Annotated in this window: 11 protein-coding genes and 1 other RNA gene; 8 read left to right on the top strand and 4 right to left on the bottom strand. The window is 45.6% G+C overall.

Features of this window, described 5'->3' with window-relative positions:
• Positions 1-523 precede the first annotated feature (523 nt).
• The 5 genes from NDI35_RS11305 to NDI35_RS11285 all read left to right on the top strand — a co-directional run bounded on the left by NDI35_RS11305 (position 524) and on the right by NDI35_RS11285 (position 9,304).
• Positions 524-4,759 carry a PAS domain-containing protein gene (locus NDI35_RS11305; protein ID WP_445312819.1) on the top strand — a complete coding sequence of 1,412 codons (4,236 nt, stop codon included), beginning with the start codon at positions 524-526 and terminating at the stop codon, positions 4,757-4,759.
• Between the two features lie 76 nt (positions 4,760-4,835).
• Positions 4,836-6,017, top strand: coding sequence for a magnesium/cobalt transporter CorA (gene corA / locus NDI35_RS11300; RefSeq protein WP_445312818.1), 1,182 nt, complete (start codon positions 4,836-4,838; stop codon positions 6,015-6,017).
• Positions 6,018-6,335: 318 nt separating this feature from the next.
• Positions 6,336-6,769, top strand: an RNA gene (gene rnpB / locus NDI35_RS11295) — RNase P RNA component class A.
• 378 nt (positions 6,770-7,147) lie between these two features.
• Positions 7,148-7,855 (top strand): ribonuclease III, encoded by a 708-nt coding sequence (gene rnc / locus NDI35_RS11290; protein WP_445312817.1) that lies wholly within the window; start codon positions 7,148-7,150, stop codon positions 7,853-7,855.
• 192 nt (positions 7,856-8,047) lie between these two features.
• Positions 8,048-9,304 (top strand): Gfo/Idh/MocA family protein, encoded by a 1,257-nt coding sequence (locus NDI35_RS11285; protein WP_445312816.1) that lies wholly within the window; start codon positions 8,048-8,050, stop codon positions 9,302-9,304.
• Positions 9,305-9,349: 45 nt separating this feature from the next.
• Here NDI35_RS11285 and NDI35_RS11280 read toward each other — a convergent pair whose 3' ends face one another.
• Together NDI35_RS11280 and NDI35_RS11275 are read right to left on the bottom strand one after the other, a co-directional pair.
• The gene (locus NDI35_RS11280) at positions 9,350-11,395 is read right to left on the bottom strand and encodes a sensor histidine kinase (protein WP_445312815.1); all 2,046 of its coding nucleotides are present in this window, start codon (positions 11,393-11,395) and stop codon (positions 9,350-9,352) included.
• 235 nt (positions 11,396-11,630) lie between these two features.
• Entirely contained in the window at positions 11,631-11,897 is a 267-nt protein-coding gene (locus NDI35_RS11275; protein ID WP_445312814.1) for a hypothetical protein, read from the bottom strand.
• Between the two features lie 162 nt (positions 11,898-12,059).
• On the opposite strand from NDI35_RS11275, the gene NDI35_RS11270 reads away from it, so the two are divergent.
• From NDI35_RS11270 to NDI35_RS11260, 3 genes are all read left to right on the top strand, one after another.
• Positions 12,060-12,719: a class I SAM-dependent methyltransferase gene (locus tag NDI35_RS11270; RefSeq protein WP_445312813.1), complete on the top strand. Its 660-nt coding sequence runs from the start codon at positions 12,060-12,062 to the stop codon at positions 12,717-12,719.
• A 104-nt stretch (positions 12,720-12,823) separates the two neighbouring features.
• Entirely contained in the window at positions 12,824-13,045 is a 222-nt protein-coding gene (locus tag NDI35_RS11265) for a hypothetical protein (protein WP_445312812.1), read from the top strand.
• A 667-nt stretch (positions 13,046-13,712) separates the two neighbouring features.
• Entirely contained in the window at positions 13,713-13,970 is a 258-nt protein-coding gene (locus NDI35_RS11260) for a DUF2811 domain-containing protein (protein WP_050813024.1), read from the top strand.
• A gap of 471 nt (positions 13,971-14,441) precedes the next feature.
• On the opposite strand, the gene groL is transcribed toward NDI35_RS11260, so the two are convergent.
• Both groL and NDI35_RS11250 read right to left on the bottom strand, forming a co-directional pair.
• Complete coding sequence (gene groL / locus NDI35_RS11255) at positions 14,442-16,133, bottom strand: chaperonin GroEL (protein WP_445312811.1); 1,692 nt, start codon at positions 16,131-16,133, stop codon at positions 14,442-14,444.
• 53 nt (positions 16,134-16,186) lie between these two features.
• Positions 16,187-16,321 (bottom strand): hypothetical protein, encoded by a 135-nt coding sequence (locus NDI35_RS11250; protein WP_445312810.1) that lies wholly within the window; start codon positions 16,319-16,321, stop codon positions 16,187-16,189.
• Positions 16,322-16,603 lie beyond the last annotated feature (282 nt).

The raw sequence follows: 16,603 nt of genomic DNA, 5'->3' as shown, positions 1-16,603 counted from the left end.
GCAGCGGGAAACGCAGCAGTACAGTGCCCAAAAAGATTTGAGTGGGTTAAACTAACTTTAGGAAAATTTTACAGCTTAAGCAAGTCAGCACCCCGCTCTGAAGAGATGGGGCTTTATGCCCTAATCAAAAGAGAGAGTTGACTAGCTATCGTCTTAACTGATTACGTTATCAAAATTATGGGTGTAAGCTCAAGCTGCTATGCGATCGCGGGTGAAATATTTGAAACGGTAATTGTTCCGTTGAAAATAGATAATAAAAGTACCAAGCGACCCAGTAGCCCCCTGTAGCAATAATCAATATTCAAGGCGGTTAAAACTGCCTGATGCGTGCTGCCTCGATCGGTCTACTCACATCTTGCACAATTCTCGCTTAACAGGCTTTCCGGCCTGTTCCACAAAGAGTTAATTTCTTGTGAGGTGGGCATCCTGCCCGCCCATAAAAACTTATTGAAAATGGCGCAAGATATGAGTCTAAAGATACGAGGTTTCCGTAATACTAAGCTTTTCTCATGAAAAAATACCCATGCAGGAAGTTATCAACTCGTTTCAGTCTTTTTTCTCTAACTCTGTTGATGCTTTCCTAGAGTGCGATCGACAGCAAAATTATTTATCGATCAATCCTATTGCTGCGGCTTGGATGGGATTGGAGCCTGCTGAAATACTCAACAAAACTAATCAGGAATTATTGAAATTATATCCTAATAATCCTGCGGTAAAAAATATAATTTCGCAGATTGATTCTTGCCTGCAACAAGTATTTATAACCGGGGAAAAACGGCTGGCTATTCATGAGGTGACGGCGGCAGACGGCGGGATTAAAATTTACGAAACTGCTTACACGCCAGCGGTGGATGCCTCTAGCAACCAGATGCGGGTTTTGGGCATCGGTAGAGATATCACCAGGCACTACCGCTGGCAGCAGCAGAAAACTCAACAGTTGCGCCGATCGAACCATTTACTGTGGTTGAATGCAGCTAACAGTCCCCTGGCAATGGTAGGCTGGGATGAAGATTTTCGCATCGTTCAGTGGTCGAAACGCGCCGAGGAAATCTTTGGCTGGACATCCGATGAGATGATGGGCAAGCAGTTCGGCGATTTGGCTTTGGTTTGCGAGGAAGATAGAGAGGCTATAAGCGCGATCGAGCTCGAACTAGCCACCGGCAACGGCAATACTTCAATTAACCGCAACTATACTAAAAGCGGACAGGTGATTTGGTGTCGCTGGTTCAATTCAATTATTCGCAGTGGCGACACTTTTACCGTGCTTTCTTTGGTGGAAGATATCACCGATCGCAAACGGTTGGAAGCAGAAAAAGCCCAAGCTTCTCGCCTCACAGCAATGGTAGCCGATGTGGGTATTGCCCTCACCAAACACCCTCAAGATATCCTGCTTCCCTGCTGCGAGGCAATGGTGCGGAATCTTGATGTCGCTTCGGCTGAAATTTGGACTTTCAACTCTCAAGATAATCTTTGGCAATTGCAAGCAGCCTCTGGAATCTACAGCCGCACAGACGATCGGGCTAGGTTTATTGAAAGTAAGGTTAACTCGATCGCCAAACAGCAAAAACCGGAATTTGACTGCGGATTTGAACTGAATAATTTTGGACTCCTAGAGGAAGAATCCCCGAAAGCAACACCGCCACACAGTTCCGAAGTAGCACTTCTCAACACCAGCCAAAAGCCGACAAATTGCCCAATCCCCAAGGAAATTCTAACTTTCGCAGGCTACCCTTTGATAGTCGAAGAACGGCTGGTGGGAGTCATGGTAATTATCAGTTGCCAGCCGCTGACAGCACCCTTTCAGGAAACTTTAGCATCGGTTGCCGATGTCATCGCTTTAGGCATCGAACGCAAGCGTGCAGAAGCTGAATTAAAATCAGCTAGAGGGTTCCTCAATTCCGTAGTAGAAAATCTGCCGGTGGGAGTTTTTGCTAAAGATGCTTCTTCGCTGAAATTTGTGCTGTGGAATAAAGCGGGAGAAACGATTGCAGGTGTTACCTCTCAAGAGGCGATCGGCAAAAATGACTACGATATTTACCCCAAAGAACAAGCTGATGTTTTTACTGCTCAAGACAGAGAAATATTGACCGGCGATCATAACCAATCTACTGTTAAAGACATAGCCGAAGAGCCGATTCAAACTCGCCACAAAGGTATGAGAATATTGCACACCCGCAAAGTGCCAATTCTCGACTCCGCAGGCCGCCCTCAGTACGTTTTAGGTATTACTGAAGATATCACCGAACGCAGGCAGGTAGACGAAAGCGTGCGCCTCTACGACCAAATTGTCGAGAATATGCAAATTGGTTTGTACGTCTACCATTTAGAAAATATAGACGATGACAGCACTCTCAGGGCGATCGCCTCAAATCCCGCGGCTACCCTATTTACCGGATTAGAAATGGCGGATGTTTTGGGAATGACAATCGACGAGATTTTTCCCCACCTGCGATCGAAAAACATTCCCCAAGCATTTGCTTCGGTAATTCGCACCCAGAAAGCCGTAGAAGTTGAAGATATTGACTGCGATGAAGGCGGCCGAATAACTCGCGCTTTTTCTATTAAAGCTTTTCCATTACCCAACAACTGCGTCGGTGTAGCTTTTGAAAACATTACTGCTCGCAAGTGCCTAGAACTACAACTGCAGGCGTCTTTGGAAAAAACCGAACGTTCCGAACAACTCCTGCGTACCGTTATAGACAAAACTAGCGACTGGATTTTTGCCAAAGACAAAAATTTTCGCTGTATTTTGGCCAACAGGAGTTTCGCTCAAGCGATCGGCAAAACAGTCGAAGAGATAATTGGCAAATGTGATTTAGAATTAGGATTTTCAGAAGAGCTCGTGTTTGGGAATGCAGCCAAAAATATCCGAGGCTTCCGCACAGACGACTCTGCTGTACTGGCCGGCGAAATTATCCACAATCCCTGCGATCCGGCAACTATTGCTGACGGTTCAGTACATATTTTTGATACCCAAAAACTTCCCCTGCGCGACGCTGAGGGTAATGTATTTGCAGTGCTAGCTTTCGCTCGCGATATTACCGAACGACATGAATCGGAAGCAGCTTTGCGTAGAAGTGAATCAAGATTTAGGTCTTTGGTAGCTAATATTCCCGGAGTGGTTTATCGCTGGAAGTGCGATTTTTCCACTAATTTTATTAGCGATGCCGTTTACTTATTAATCGGCTACCCTGCGGCAGATTTTATTTTGCGTTGGGAAAGGAGAGGCCGGACTTTTGCTAGCATTATTTACCCGGAAGATTTGGCAAAAGTAGAAGCAACTATTCGGCAAGGCATAGAAAACAAAGAGTCTTATAACTTGGAATACCGCTTGCTAGCAGCAGACGGCACGGTTAAATGGGTGTGGGATAAAGGTTCTCCTGTGTTCGACGCAGAGGGAAACGTTTGCTATTTGGACGGGGTGATTTTTGATATTAGCGATCGGTACTACGCTGAGGAAGCATTGCGCCAAAAAACTTTAGAGTTAGAAGCAGTTTTTCGCGCTTTGCCTGATTTGTATTTTCGACTAGATGCTGACGGTATAATTGTGGATTATTTGTCAGGAACTTCCTCGAATTTATACGTACCGCCCGAACATTTTCTTGGTCAACGAATGACAGAGATATTGCCACAGAATGTCGCCAGCCAATTTTCCCAAGCAATCTTTGAAATTTCCGAAACAAGAAACTCAATCGACATAGAATATTCGCTTTCCATGGCGGAAGGAGAAACAACTTATGAAGCCCGACTGTTGCCGTTTAATTCAGATCAAGTTATTATTCTAGCGCGCAATATTACCAAGCGCAAACAAGCCGAAGCTCAATTAAAACATAAAAATCGCCAGCTAGAGCAAACATTGAAACAATTAGGCAGGACTCAAGCTCAACTAATTCAAGCGGAAAAAATGTCGGGTTTGGGACAGCTAGTGGCGGGAATTGCTCACGAAATCAATAATCCTGTCAGTTTTATTTACGGTAATATCACTTACGCTAGTGAGTATGCCAAAAACTTGCTGGAACTGTGCAGTTTGTACCACGCACACTACCCGGAACCTGTTGCTGTTATCCAAGATTTGGCAGAAGAAATAGAACTGGAATTCATGAAAGAGGATTTCCCGCATCTGCTGACTTCAATTCAAACCGGAGCTGAGCGTATTCGCCAAATTGTTCTGTCTTTGCGTAATTTTTCCCGCCTGGAAGAATCCGATCTTAAGCGTGTTAATATTCACGAGGGAATAGACAGCGCTCTGTTAATTTTGCAACACAAAATTAAAGAAAATGGCAGAAATCGCCAGATTGAAATAGTTAAAGAATATGGAATATTGCCGCCGATACAGTGCTACGTTGGACAGTTAAATCAAGTTTTTATGAATATTTTAAATAATGCTATTGATGCTTTAACGGATGTCAGGCAGAGGAAGCTGGACTTGGCGAGTTATTCGGAAGAGGAAGGGCAAGATTTTCCTACTTTACCTTTAAGTTGCGACGCATTGCCTTGGATTCGGATTCGCACCGAAGTGTTGGAGAACAATCGGGTGGCGATCGTAATTTCCGATAACGGGTCTGGCATGGTAGAGTCTGTTAAATGCCGGGTATTTGACCCGTTTTTTACTACTAAACCAGTAGGCAAAGGTACAGGCTTGGGATTGTCTATCTCCTATCAGATTGTGGTGGAAAGACACGGAGGGACGCTGCAGTGCATTTCCGCGCCGGGAGAGGGAACTGAATTTGCGATCGAGATTCCAATTCGGCAGAGGTAAGGAGTCATTGGTAATTGGTAGTTGCACCAGAAAAATGATAATCTAATTAAAGATTCTAAAAGTCAGGAATATTAGCATGGTATACAAAAGCATACATACTTCTAGTGCCGTTGCCAAACAAATAAAAGAAGAAGAAGATGATGATGATTCCTATGTTGACTATTTTTATGACGATCCGGGGGCTCCGCCGGGAACTCTCGACTTAGAACCAGATGCGCCGCCTCCGGAGATTGTATTAATTGACTATTGCGAAACAGGCGCAACTCGCGCCAAATTGGCAAATCCTCAAAAAGCTGCTGCGTATTTAGATACAGCATCTGTTTCTTGGGTTGATATGTTGGGATTGGGAAACAAAGAAACTTGGCGACAAATGGGCGAAGTGTTTAATTTACACCTAATGGCTCAAGAAGATGTAGTTAATGTTCCCCAGCGACCGAAAGTAGTAGACTATGAAGAACACATTTTAATCATTGCTTGGATGGTTATGCTCCATCCAGAATTAGATACTTTTCATAAAGAACAAGTAAGTTTGATTTTGGGAAAGCATTACCTGTTAACTGTTCAGGAAGAACCGGACTATGATTGTTTTGAACCAGTGCGCGAGCGCATTCGTAAAGGACAAGGAATAATTCGCAAACACGGAGCTGATTATCTGGCTTATACTCTGTTAGATTCGATTATAGATGGATTCTTCCCTGTATTAGAAGTTTACGGAGAGCGCATTGAAGAATTAGAGGATGAAGTGGTGCTGAACCCTACCCGCAAAACCCTGGAAAAAATCTATAAAATCCGGCGAGAATTGTTGACTCTGCGCCGCGCCATTTGGCCGCAGCGGGATGCAATTAATGTTTTGATTCGAGATAGCAGTGATTTGATTAGTCCAGAGGTAAGAATTTACCTGCGCGACTGTTACGATCACACGGTGCAGGTGATGGATATGGTGGAAACCTATCGAGAGTTGTCTTCTGGTTTGATGGATGTTTACTTGTCTTCGGTTGGTAATAAAATGAATGAAATCATGAAGTTGCTGACGGTGATTTCGAGTATCTTTATTCCTCTAACTTTTGTGGCTGGAGTATACGGGATGAATTTCAATACAGAGAAATCGCCCTGGAATATGCCAGAACTAAATTGGTATTTTGGCTATCCGCTTTGTTGGGCAATTATGGTAGCGATCGCCTCTGGTTTAGTTTACTTCTTCTGGCGGCGCGGCTGGTTTGATAATTTTTCTACTATCAAAGATGACTCATTAAAGTAACTGAATTGAAGATTTGAGATTTATGATTGAAGATTGAAAAATTCAAAATCCTGTTAGGTAAAAAGGTTTCCTGCCCCTAGTTGAATCCGTGCCATAAATCATTGCATGATAATTGCCAACTTTTCAGCCCCCTGATTCATCCCTGAGTGATTTTAAGGGGAGTTGCATGGAAATTTCATTGTTGGGCGGGCTTTCGGGCCGACCGTACAAGAGTTTGAATAAACACAAATGTCCAAATTAAGCGGGCGACAAGTTAAAATCTTCTATCTCAAATCCCAAATTGATTGACGAACGATCGCGTACAATAAATTTGGGGAAAAAGTAGGCGCAGGCGGTTGCGGATTAGCGAAAGCTTGTCTGAGGAAAGTCCGGGCTCCCGAAAAACCAAACTTGCTGGGTAACGCCCAGTGCGAGCGATCGTGAGGATAGTGCCACAGAAAGATACCGCCCCCCGATTTGAGATTTGAGATTTGAGATTTGAGATTGAATCAAAAATCAAGCATCGAAAATCGCAAAGTGTTAGGGGGTAAGGGTGCAAAGGTGCGGTAAGAGCGCACCAGCAGCATCGAGAGGTGCTGGCTCGGTAAACCCCAGTTGGGAGCAAGGTCGGAGGGACTATGGTTGGTTTTTTACCAGTTCCGTTTTTTGGTACCGCTTGAGGCGTCTGGTAACAGGCGTCCCAGATAGATAACTGCCCTCGAAAACTGCTTGCAGTTGAGAGAACAGAACCCGGCTTATGTCCGACTTTTTCCCCACCCAAATTTGGGTAAGGTGCTTAGGGGCAGATTTGTCAAGGTGTAGTTGAGGTGTTTGCGTCATCGTAACCGTTGAGCTTTATTCTTGATATGTTATTTATTGCTAATTATCTACCAAATAAAGAAGAAATAAAGAAGATTTATCGATCGCCCGAAGCAGAAATTTCCCGCGTTTGAGGCACTTATTCATCACCTTGACAGAGCGGACTATAAGCACCAGAAGGACTATTTAGTTTTTTAATAAAAAGCTTTTTAGTGAGATGAAGGTGATATGATATTCAAAATATCATGCAACTTTAGACAAGCTCCCAGCCCGGATAGTCATCCGTCATTCGCAATTAATTATAAAATCTAAAATCTAAAATCTAAAATGGTATGATTTATCCGGGTCGCCAAAAGCAACTTGAAACATTAATTCAAAAATTAGGACTGACGAAGGATGCTTCGATAAAATGGCATCTCCTCGATTTAGCTTTGACTCATGCGAGCGCGTCAGCTAAGGCAAATTACGAGCAACTAGAGTTTGTCGGGGATGCAGTTGTGCGGCTGGCGGCGTCGGAATTGTTGTTTGAGGTTTATCCTGACTGTACAGTGGGGGAATTTGCTGCTATTCGATCGATCTTGGTGAGCGATCGCATTCTTGCTAAAATCGCTGAAAGTTACGGGTTCGATCGCTATTTAATTGTTTCCAGCAGTGCCGCCTCGGACAAAACAGGCGCTGAACCCCGGCTGGCAGATGCTTTGGAAGCGGTACTGGCTGCGCTTTATTTGAGTACCCACAGCTTAGAATTAATTCGCCCTTGGCTAGATTCTCACTTTCAACGCCTAGCGGCGGAAATCCGCAGCGATCCTGCCCGCCAAAACTACAAAGCTGCTCTCCAAGAGTTGACTCAAGGCAAATACAAAACTTTGCCCAAATATAGCGTCCAAGAAACCGGGACAGTGCAGGGCGGGGAGGATCGTTTTACCGCAGAAGTTCTCATTCAGGGAAAGTTGGTAGCAGAGGGAAAAGGTCGATCGATCAAAGCGGCGGAACAAGCAGCGGCTCAGGCAGCTTTTAATAAATTAGTTAATAGTCAGTAGTCAGTTGACTGTTGACTGTTGACTGTTGACTGTTGACTGGTGTTATCAGTTATTGGTTATTTGTTAGCTGCTACCAATAACCAATAACCAATAACTACTGCCAACAGTCAAAAGTGATTGTTTTGAGTTAAAACATTGATAATAATAACAAAATATGCTATAATTTATGTGCTATTTTTGTTATTATTATCAATGAAAATCGGAATAGCTGTATTGGGTGCAGGTCGCTGGGGAGTTAACTTAATTCGCAACTTTCTCGAACATCCCAATAGCGAAGTTTTAGCGGTGGTAGACCCGAATCGAGATTCATTGGCGGCCGTTCAAAAACAGTTTAATCTTGATGCCTCGGTGATTCTAGCTACCGAGTGGTCTCAAGTGCAAGCCTTGCCGGGACTGCAAGCTGTGGCGATCGCTACTCCAGCTTCGACACACTACACCCTCGCAGCAGCAGCGCTGAAACAAGGCTACCACGTCTTAGCAGAAAAACCCCTCGCCCTCAACCTCACTGAAGCCATAGAACTCTGCCAATTAGCCGAAAAACAGCAGCGGCAACTCTTCGTTGACCACACTTATCTGTTTCATCCAGCAGTCGATCGAGGCCAAAGAATTATTCAACAGCATCAACTCGGAAAATTGCGCTACGGTTACGCCCAGCGCACCCATTTTGAACCCGTGCGCCATGACGTTGATGCCCTTTGGGACTTGGCCGTTCACGATATCGCTATTTTCAATACTTGGCTGGAACAAACGCCAATTGAAGTAAGGGCGATCGGAACTGTTTTTCCGAAGGAAGAAGGAAGAGGGAAGAAGGAAGAAGGAAGAGGGAAGAAGGAAGAAGGAAGAGGGAAGAAGGAAGAAGAAAGAGGGAAGAAGGAAGAAGGAAGAGGGAAGAAGGAAGAAGGAATTAATCAAGAAACAGCAGAAATTGAAAATCAATTTGCTCCTGTACCGTTGACTATTAATCCTGCAGAAAAACTAGCAGATTTAGTTTGGGTAACGCTTACTTATCCCGACGGATTTCAAGCATTTATTCACCTGTGCTGGCTAAATCCTGACAAACAACGGCGCTTAACAGTTGTTGGGAGTTTGGGAACCTTGATTTTTGATGAAATGTCGCCAGAAACTCCCCTGATTGTGCAGCGTGGCAATCCAGATTGGGGAGGCGAAGAGAATAACTCTTTTGAAAGTGCGTTAGCGAAGCCCGCCCCTACGGGGGCTACGCCAACGAAGAGGATCGCGCTGCAGCGAACAAGCCTCAGACATCGCGAAGTGTTGAGTTTAGAACAAGTAGAACCGCTGAGGAGAGTGTGCGATCGCTTCCTCAACTGCGTGCAAACAAATACCCCCTGTCCTACCTCTTCGGGCGCGGCCTCCGTCGAATTAATCCGCATTCTGAGCACTTTGAGCAAATCCCTCGAACTCGGCGGACAGCCCCTAATACCATTTTAGATTTTAGATTTTAGATTTTAGATTTTAGATTTGGAAAATTACTCCTCAACTTTTGAAATTTCCCTTTTCCGTTACTAAGTCCGGGCTGTGAAAATAAAAACTTGACTGCTGATTGACAGGCAAAGAAATCATCACCGTAGTACCTTGATTGACGCCCGCGCTGTGCAGGGTAATGCTTCCGATCATAGATTCCATTATCCTTCGCGAGATAGCCAAGCCCAAACCGTTACCGCCAAACCGGCGAGTTGTAGAACCATCAGCCATCACAAAAGGTTGAAACAATTTCTGCTGGTGCTCGGGATCAATACCAATTCCCGTATCTTTAATTGTCACCACCACCCAATCGCTTTGACCGCTCGGACCCGTCATACTTTCCCCACTGCCGTTAAAACTACCAGAATTAGTCCTGGATTCTAGCCGCACAGATATATTAATGCTGCCCGACTCTGTAAACTTAACGGCATTGCTCAAAACATTTAAAAACACCTGTTTTAGCTTCTCTGGATCGGCATGAACGATAATCGGATCATGAGGCTCTGGCAAACTTAACTTCAAGCCTTTTTCCTCAATTTGACTCGCTTGCAAATCAATCGCGTCTTCAAGTACCTGGGTAATGTCAACTACTTCTAACATCATGGAGAAGGTGCCGGATTCTATTTTAGCAATGTCCAAAATATCATTAATAATATTGAGCAATTGCATTGACGAATCGTGGGCCCGCTGTAAAAATTCCATTTCTTCATCTCGGTCATCGCAGTAGCCGTCCCGCACAATTTGAATAAAACCAATAATCCCGTTGAGCGGCGTTCTCAATTCGTGAGAAATATTGCCCAAAAATTCATTTTTTAATTGATTGGCAACTTGCGCTTCTTTGGTTGCGACTTCCAATTCTCTGGCCCAGGATCTGAGGCGCTGCACCATGCTGTTGAGTGCTTCTGATAGTTGATTAAATTCCCTAATTTGGAAATCTTGGGGCACTGTCTGCGACGCTTCTGTATCTACTTTCATCGCGTAGTCTCTCAGTTTTTCCACAGGACGCGCCAAGTCGCGAGACAGATATAAAGTCGCGATGATACTAGCAGCAACCAAACCTACAATTAAATTAAATAAAACTTGCTGAATTTCTTCCAAACCTGACAGAGCGTAATCTAAACGAGAGACAGCTAAAATAATCCACTTGCTGTTCTCCTGTGTAGTTGAAGGACTCGGGATAGCGGCGTATCCTGCTAGCAACTCTACACCATTTCTTTCAAAGGAAAATAGGTGGAGAAAAGCTGTTCCGCCTGCGATCGCCCTTTTGACAATACTTTTTAGTCGAGCGGCATCTGCCTCTTGGTCAATATTGCGCCCCACGCGGTTGATATTCGGGTGCGCCAAAATCGTCCCATCTTGGTCGATCGCCACCGTATAGCCGGCTAAAGAACCCTTGGGAGCGCTGGTTTGCACAGGCAATGCCGACTGCAAACTCAAAGCATAGCTCAACTGCAGGGTATTGCCCCGACGAATGTAAACAGGAGCGCTCAACACCAAACTTGCTTGGCTATCGGAGCCTCCTTTACCCGCATCGGGAAAATCCTCAGCCCCCAAAGCCACCTTCTGATCGTTTGCTGTCCCCTGTCGCTGCTTAGGTAAGGAGAGACTGATGTAAACGCTCTTCTCGTCCAGCAGCGTTTGCTGCTGCTGTACGGGCGGCCAAAATTTTGCCGGCAACGACTGAATCGGCTGCTGCCCGCAAGTGCTTGCTATCACTTGATTTGTCTTTAAATTAGTCAATTGCAAGCAATCAACCTGCGCTGGCAACCGCTGCCCTAATTGGGCGATAAACTTTTGATAATCCTTCGGATCTACCGACTGCAACATCGAGCTTTCCGAAGCGCCGATCAGATTCGACTTCAGCGATTTCGCCCACTGTTCAATAGTTTCTGCTTTTCTGACTGCACTTTCTGTCAAGTTTTGACGAGCAGTTTCCAGAAGCGTCGAGCGTGCCTTGCGATAGGTAACATACTCCCCCACCAGTAGAACAGGTACGCTGAGCAACAAAATCCGCGACAGTAAAATACGGCGAAAGGAGGATTGACCTAACTTAACCATAGGAAATATCTAAATTAAGGTGCAACACCCAACAGCGACCATTAAAGTGAAATAAACCAGACCGAAAGCATGAATCTGTCTAGGGGGCTCTGCTGACTGGACAACACAGCTTCAGAACAACATTTAAACACAATTATAGAAGCCACTGTAGTAATCTCGATTCTAAGTGTGTGGGCCCAAAGATGCTCAGCAATTTGTTTCGCAAATGCCTGTGATTTCGGTCACACTTCCCTTCTCAATTCTCGGAGCGACTGGCATCCGATCGCCCCAGGGCACATTTTTCAGGCTGCAAAAAGCGTCGGGTGGACATACCGCAGTTGCTTGAAGCTAGAATCGCATCGATGCACTCGCCCCAAATTAACAGGCAAAAAGTTCGGTTTCCGGCTAGTGTACAGAGAGAATTCTTGCTCGATCGGACTTTTTCTTTCGGAATCCCTTCGAGAGATGGGCCAGAGATGGGCGATGCAAGATTTTGCAACCTGTCCAAGATTTCTTTTGCCATCCGGTTGATTCGGTGACAATAATTCACCGGTCAAACAAAAAGAATGAGATGATCGAGCTGCCGATCGACTCTGACAACCCTAATGTGGGGAACCTTGGCCCAAATAGTACACCCACGCTCCGTAAATTCGCGGTCTCGGCAATAATCTCCATAGCTTAATCGATGAAAAAAAACTTTAGCAATTATACGTATTATTACACAAACAACCGTCCGAGATATCATCACGCTTATTTGCTATCTCCCCTTTTAGAAATGCTGGCGACACTTCAGCAGACCAGCAAGACAAAACTCCGAGTTTTGGATCTCGGCTGCGGCAATGGCAGCCTCAGTCACGTTATCGCAGAGCACGGCTGCGAAGTTGTCGGCGTTGACACATCTGCGCCCGGAATTGCCATCTCCCGTCAAAGTTTCCCCGAGTGTCAGTTTATCCAAGCAGATATTTACGACCTCCCAGATACCGATATTCTGAACTCATTTGATGTGGTCTTAGCTATTGAAGTAATTGAACACTTGCTTTATCCTAAAGAACTAGCAAAAACTGCAAAAAGATGCCTCAATCCGGGAGGAAGACTAATTATTTCCACACCCTATCACGGCTATTTAAAAAATCTTGCTTTAGCGGTTTCTGGGAAACTAGATAAACACTTTACCGTTCTTTGGGATAACGGTCACATTAAATTTTTTTCAGTAGAGACGCTGACCAAATTATTAATATCTGAAGGATACACAGACATAAAATTTAAATTTGCTGGTCGGTGTCCCTATCTTTGGAAATCAATGTTATGCTCTAGTACGTTCTCGCCACCAGCCGATAAATTATGAGTTGGGATTTGTGATTTTTCAGCCTATTAATTTTTCTGAATAAACGACCAGCCCTCATGAAAAGTAAAAGATAACTTTTATGGTGAAATGGTGAAACAAGTAAAATGACTGTTGGCGTTTGGATATTAGGCGATCAACTTGGGCCGAACCAAGCTGCTATCAACCCCACCGATGATAAATCTTCCCTACTGGGATTTCCTAGCGCGCCACCGGGAAAAACTTCAGTCCGCATGAGCTTTATCTTAGCCAATCTCGACAAAATGCCACCGGCAGAATTGGCAACCATCCGCCAAAAAGCGGCAGATTGGCACTTAGGAAGTCATTAGTCAGTAGTCATTAGTCATTTGTTAATCCTTTGCAGTGACTAATAACAAATAACATTAATCAACAGTCAACAGTCAACAGTCAACAGTCAACAATGCCCCATGCCCCATGCCCCATGCCCTTAACATTAATCAACAGTCAACAGTTAACAGTCAACAGTCAACAATGCCCCATGCCCCATGCCCTTAACATTAATCAACAGTCAACAGTCAACAGTCAACAATGCCCCATGCCCCATGCCCCATGCCCCATGCCCTTTGCAATTCTTATTTTTTCCCTGACTTTTCCCTAAACATTCCACAGCGTTTCCACAGGCAAGTCTGAGGTTTTCCACAGATCCGACAAAGTTTTCCACAGAAATTAACGGCACGGTAGCATCTTGCTGCGGAATTGGGGATTTCCTTAACTTGCTGCCTAATTCCTCATAAACCCCCCCAACACATAAAGATATGTAACAAAAAATGCCCTGGAAAGCTTATTATTTGGTAAACCTTTTTTTTATCTAAAGGACTTTGTAATATTTTGCAACATTGACAAACCCACCCCCTCATAGCGCACAATGATGCGACCGACCTAAAAAAAAGCGCTCTGATTTCGGCTGTGCCTGCACCTGTATCCGGCCGAAGGGGGGGTTCTGTTTTCAATTTATTAGCGAGACTAAAAAAAATGATGAACCCAACAGTCAGTATTTTTGCTGAAATTCCCGAAACGCTGCACGATTCTCTCAAAACTTACCTGGAAACCCATCCCGAATGGGATCTAGACCGAGTATTTTGCGCGGCCCTGTCGCTGTTTTTGTTGCAGAATGCCGATAGCGGTACGCCTGAAGCTTCGCGCAGTTATCGCCAAGCTGCGAGAGTTTATCTCGAAACTCTGTTTCAATCTCCTCAAGACTTGCACAGCAACAATGTAACTCCGTCGTCTTAAAGGATCAGGGGAGAGGGGGAGAGGCGGTTTCTGGGAAGGATTTTAGTTGACCGAGAGGGCGCGGACTGCATAGATGGCAACTTCAGCTTAAAATCCCTGAGAACTATCGCTTATAGCTTAATGCCGAGCCCCATTGCATCTCCCTTAAGAAGGAGACTTGGATAGCTTCAAATCCCCCCGGACTATCAGGGCAGGGCTGTTTCATTCTCAGGAAAACCAGCCTTTTGACTCTTGTCGTGCCAAGAATGCCGACCCGACCCATCCACGATTTGTAAGGCATTGGGTGGGATTGGGGCAGCCACGGGGGCAGCCCCTACAAGAGAATGAAAAATCCCCCCGGACTATCAGGGGATGCCGGGGGGATAAGCTGCCTTAATCGTCAAACAGTAGACGGGTAGTACATAAGACGCGCTTGTTTGCACCCCAGGTGCTTATGGTGCACCCTACAGGCTACAAACTAATGGCTGAAGACTACATCATGCCCATGCCGCCCATGCCGCCCATGCCGCCCATGCCGCCCATGCCGCCCATGCCGCCCATGCCGCCCATGCCGCCCATGTCGCCCATGTCGCCGCCGGCTTTTTTCTTCTCGGGTTTTTCGACAATCACAGCTTCAGTGGTCAGCACCATACCAGCAATGGAACCGGCATTTTGCAAAGCCGATCGCACCACCTTAGCGGGGTCAATAATCCCAGCGGCAATCATATCTTCGTACACGTCGGTGAGAGCGTTGTAGCCAACGTTGAACTCGCTCGCCCGCACTCGTTCGATGACGATCGAACCTTCAACGCCGGCATTATCAGCAATTTGACGCAAAGGTGCTTCCAAAGCTTTCTTCACCAAGTCAGCGCCTACTTGTTCTTCGGTGTCTAAAGTATTTGCGATCGCATCTATTTTTGTAATCAGGTGAATTAGGGTCGTGCCACCTCCGGCAACGATACCTTCTTCCACAGCAGCTTTAGTAGCGTTCAGAGCGTCTTCAATACGCAATTTACGGTCTTTGAGCTCGGTTTCGGTAGCTGCGCCGACTTTAATTACAGCGATGCCGCCGGCGAGTTTGGCGATGCGTTCGGTTAGCTTTTCCTTGTCGTAGTCGGAATCCGTCGCTTCTAGCTGCTTGCGGATTTGCTCGATCCGTTTTAGCACGTCAGCTTTGTGTTCTTCGCCAGCAACAATGATCGTGTTTTCTTTGTCGATCGTAATTTTGCGGGCGGTACCGAGCATTTCTAGGGTTGCGGTATCGATGCTGAGTCCGACTTCTTCAGAAATCAGTTGACCGCCGGTGAGTACGGCGATATCTTGAAGCATAGCTTTGCGTCGATCGCCAAAACCAGGGGATTTCGTTGCTGCGATGTTCAATACGCCGCGGGCTTTGTTGACTACCAGAGTTGCCAAAGCTTCGCCTTCAATATCTTCGGCGATAATTAGCAGCGGTTGACCGGTGCGGGCGATTTTTTCGAGAACTGGAATGAGTTCTTGAATTGAGCTAATTTTTTTGTCGGTAATCAGGATGCGAGCGTTTTCGTAATCAACTTCCATGCGATCGGTGTTGGTGACGAAATACGGAGAAAGATATCCGCGATCGTACTGCATCCCTTCGACAACTTCCAATTCTGTTGTCAGAGATTTCGACTCTTCTACAGTAATTACGCCGTCTTTCGTGACTTTTTCCATTGCTTGGGCAATCATGGCGCCGACTTCTTCGTCGTTACCGGCGGAGACAGTGGCGACTTGAGCAATGGCGCTTCCTTCGACGGGTTTCGCCAATTTCTCGATTTCCAGCACCAAGTGGGCGATCGTTTTTTCAATACCCCGGCGCAGCGCGACTGGGTTTGCGCCTGCAGCGACATTCTTCAAACCTTCGCGAATCAGGGATTGAGCTATAACCGTTGCGGTTGTTGTGCCGTCGCCTGCGATATCTTTAGTTTTGGAGGCGACTTCTTGAATTAAGCGAGCGCCAGCATTTTCCAAGGGGTCTTCGAGTTCGATCTCCCTAGCAACGGTGATACCGTCGTTAACAATTTGGGGACTGCCGTATTTCTTTTCCAATAGGACGTTCCGGCCTTTCGGGCCCAAGGTGATGCGGACAGCATCGGCGAGTTGATTGACGCCGCGTTCTAGTGCCCGCCGAGATTTGTCGCTAAATGCAACTATTTTGGTCATGTTTGTCTCCAATCGCTTACATTAGCAAATTTAGCACTCTCTGAGTCTGAGTGCTAAGTTGATCGATTTTTGATTGTAGCGCGCCTCAACGGTGTGGGGGATTGCGGGGGCGGATTGGGATTTGGGCGATCGTTCCCGGTGGCTAAGGACAAGGCATTGCCGTGTCCCCACAGATCTCGTGTTCCCACAGATATAATGTGGTTTGTTACATATCGATATAATCAGGTTTTAGTTAATACCAAAACCTAATTTTGATGGCACGTTATCCCAAAGCAGAATTTTTATTAAAAATTTCTTAACTTGTGTTTTCGGTCATCTACCTTTCGATAGAGTTTCTATTTTTTCAAACTTCTACCTTCTATAGCAACCACTCCCGACGATGATGAAGTTCTTAATTGCTGAAACATGAGCTGAAGATTGCGCCTTCCTTCTTCCTTCTTCCTTCTTCCTTGCATCCGTTACATCCGTTA

This window comes from Microcoleus vaginatus FACHB-2002 (assembly GCF_040004035.1).
Taxonomy (GTDB): Bacteria; Cyanobacteriota; Cyanobacteriia; order Cyanobacteriales; family Microcoleaceae; genus Microcoleus; species Microcoleus vaginatus_C.
Note: the sequence above shows the minus strand (reverse complement) of the source record. Positions and strands in the feature narration are given on the sequence as shown.